The organism is Streptomyces neyagawaensis (assembly GCF_023516595.1).
Lineage (GTDB): Bacteria > Actinomycetota > Actinomycetes > Streptomycetales > Streptomycetaceae > Streptomyces > Streptomyces neyagawaensis.
The window spans coordinates 1-3145 of record NZ_JAMGBG010000086.1; the positions used below are offsets into that span (position 1 = coordinate 1).

At 73.0% G+C, this 3145-nt stretch carries 1 protein-coding gene; it reads right to left on the bottom strand.

Translation table 11 applies throughout. The annotated features are described in order from the left end of the window. The coding region (locus M8J73_RS30435) for a condensation domain-containing protein (protein WP_249829314.1) at positions 1-3145 on the bottom strand (3145 nt) is incomplete at both ends.

Here is a 3145-nt window from a genome sequence, read left to right on the forward strand (position 1 = left end):
CGGGCGGGCCTCGCCGAGGATGTACTCCAGGCGGTGGCTCGGGTACTTGGGGTCGATCGGCAGATAGGCGCCGCCCGCCTTCAGCACCGCCAGCAGGGCGACGGCCAGCTCCGTCGAGCGGGGCAGGGACACGGCGACGACGGTCTCCGGGCCCACCCCGCGGTCGACGAGGAGCCGGGCGAGCCGGTTGGCGCGGGAGTTGAGCTGCTCGTACGTCGTCCGGGCGCCCTCGTGGACGAGCGCGATCGAGTCCGGGGTCGCCGCGGTCTGCTTCTCGATGAGCCGGGTGACGGTCGTCTCGGGGCGGGGAGCGGTGGTGCCGCTCAGCTCCAGCAGACGCTCGTGCTCGGCCGGCTCCAGGAGGTCGACCAGACCCACCGGCAGGGTCGGGTCGTCCGCCAGCTGCCGCAGGACGAGGGCGAGGCGCGCCGCGTACGACTCGACGGCGGCCCGGTCCAGGACGTGCTCCTGGAACTGGAGGGCGAGCCGCAGATGCGGGTCGGCGTCCGCCATCACGGTCAGCGGGTAGTGGGTGCCCGTGGAGGGGCGGATGGTGGTGAAGGCGATCCCGGCCGCCGCGTTGGCCTCGTCGAGGCCGGCCCGGTCCACCGGGTAGGACTCGAAGACGACCAGGGTGTCGAAGAGGGTGCTGAGGCCGGTGCTCTGCTGGATCTCGCTCAGGCCCTGGTGGTGGTGGTCGAGCAGGGCGGCCTGCCGTGCCTGGAGCGCGGTGAGGACGTCGGCGAGGGAGTCGCCGGGGGCGTACTCGACGCGGACGGGCAGCGTGTTGATGAACAGGCCCACCATCGAGTCGACGTCCGGCACCGCCGGGGGCCGCCCGGAGACGGTCGCGCCGAACACGACGTCCCGGCGTCCGGTGAGCCGGCCGAGCAGCACCGCCCAGGCGCCCTGCACCAGGGTGTTGACGGTGACGCCCAGCTCCGAGGCGCGGCGGGTGAGCCTGCGCACCTCGTCCAGGGGCAGGGGCACGTCGACGGAGCCGATGCCCTGGCTGCCGGTGGCGGGGGCGCCGCCCCGCACGAGCAGGGTGGGTTCCTCGACGCCCTCCAGTTCACGGGCCCACGCCTGCCGGGACGCCTCGTGGTCCTGGCGGTCGAGCCAGGTGAGGAAGTCCTTGAAGCCGCGGACGCGGGGCAGGACCGAGGGGTCGCCGCCGGAGCCGTACAGGTGGAGGAGGTCCTTCATCAGGTGCGGGAAGGACCAGCCGTCGAAGAGGACGTGGTTGGCGGTGAGGACCAGCTCGGAGGTCTCGCCCGTCATCCGCACCAGGGTCATGCGGAGCATCGGCGGGACCGCCGGGTCGAACGCCTGCGCGTGGTCCGCGGTGAGGAACCGCTCGAAGGACTCCTCGCGCTCCTCCTCCGGGAGGTGGGTCAGGTCGATCTCCCGCCAGGGGAGTTCGACGCCGTCGACGACGACCTGGGCCTGGCGGCCGGCGGAGTCGGTGACGAACGCGGCCCGCAGGTTCGGGTGCCGGTCCAGGACGGCCTGGCCCGCGGTGCGCATGCGCTCCGCGTCGACCTCGCCGGTGACGTGGAACGACATCTGCATCTGGTAGGCGTCCCAGGAGTCGTCGTTCAGCATCGTGTGGAACAGCAGGCCCGACTGGAGGGCCGTGAGCGGCCACACGTCGGTGAGGCCGGGGTAGGTCTCCTCCCACCGCTCGATGTCCTGCTGGGTGACGTCCACGAGGGGCAGGTCGGAGGGGGTGAGACCGCCGGCGTCCTCCTGGCCGACGTGCCGGGCGAGGGCCGTCAGCGCGGTGAACCACAGGTCCACCAGTTCCTCGACGTCCTCCTTCTCGAAGAGGGTCGCCGGGAAGCCGATGCTCGCGTCGAGCTGTGCGCCGTCCTCCGTGTCGACGACCAGGGAGTTGATCTCCAGGGACGACATGGCGGGCATGTCCTCGTCGAGGGGGGCGGAGAGCTCGCGCAGCTGGGTGAAGCCGTTGCCCCGCAGGTGCTCGGGCATGTCGGCGGAGGAGAAGCGGCCCAGGTAGTTGAAGCCGATCTGGCCGGTGGAGCCGAGCGCGTTCAGGTCGGCCGCGGTCGCCTCGTTCAAGTAGCGCAGCAAGCCGTGGCCGAGGCCCTTGTCCGGGATCGACAGGAGCTGTTCCTTGACGGCCTTCACGGCGGCTCCTGCCGCCTTGCCCCCCTTGAACGCCTCGTCCAGGTCGATGCCCGCGACGTCCAGGCGGACCGGGTACAGGCTGGTGAACCAGCCGATCGTGGCGGAGAGGTCGGCGCCGGGGACCACGTCCTGTTCGCGGCCGTGGCCCTCCAGCTTGATCAGGGTGGAGGACTCGTAGACGCTCCGCGCGCGCCGCCACTTGGTGACGGCCAGGGCGAGGGCCGCGAGGAGACCGTCGTTGACGCCGCCGTGGAAGGCGGCCGGGACCGTGGTGAGGAGGGCCTCGGTGACGTCGGCGGGGAGCTGGACGCGGACGAAGTCGAGGGAGCCTCGGGTGTCGACGGCGGGGTCCAGCGGACGGTGGGAGAGCAGCGGGTCGGGCCCGTCGAGGACGCGCTTCCAGAGGTCCAGCTCGGCCGTGCGCTCCGGGGAGCGGGCCTCCTCGATCAGGGCGTGCGTCCAGCGGCGTACGGACGTGCCGGTGGCCGGCAGCTTCGCGCGGCCCCGCTCCTTGACCTGCTGCCAGGCGGCGGCGAGGTCGGGCAGGAGGATGCGCCAGGAGACGCCGTCGACGACGAGGTGGTGCAGGGCGATGACCAGGCGGCCGGGGGCCTCCGGGTCGGCCGGGTCGAGCCACACGAACTGGGCCATGACCCCGGCGGCCGGGTCCAGACGGCCGGTCGCCGCGTCGAGTTCGGCGGCCACCAGCTCGTCCGGGGCGCCGGGGGCGTCGCAGGCGACGCGGCGCAGCAGGGTGCCCGCGTCCACGGTGCCCGGCGCGCCGACGATCATCCGGCGGGCCCCGGCGTCGAGCCGTGAGCGCAGGATGTCGTGGCGGTCGAGGACCGCGTCGAGGGTGGCGACCAGGCCGGCACGGTCGATACCGAGCGGGAGTTCGGCGAGGACGGCCATGGAGAAGCGGTCGTGGGAGCCGCCGAGTTCGAGCATGTACTCGGCGATCGGCAGCAGCGGGAACTCGCCGGTGCCGCCGCCC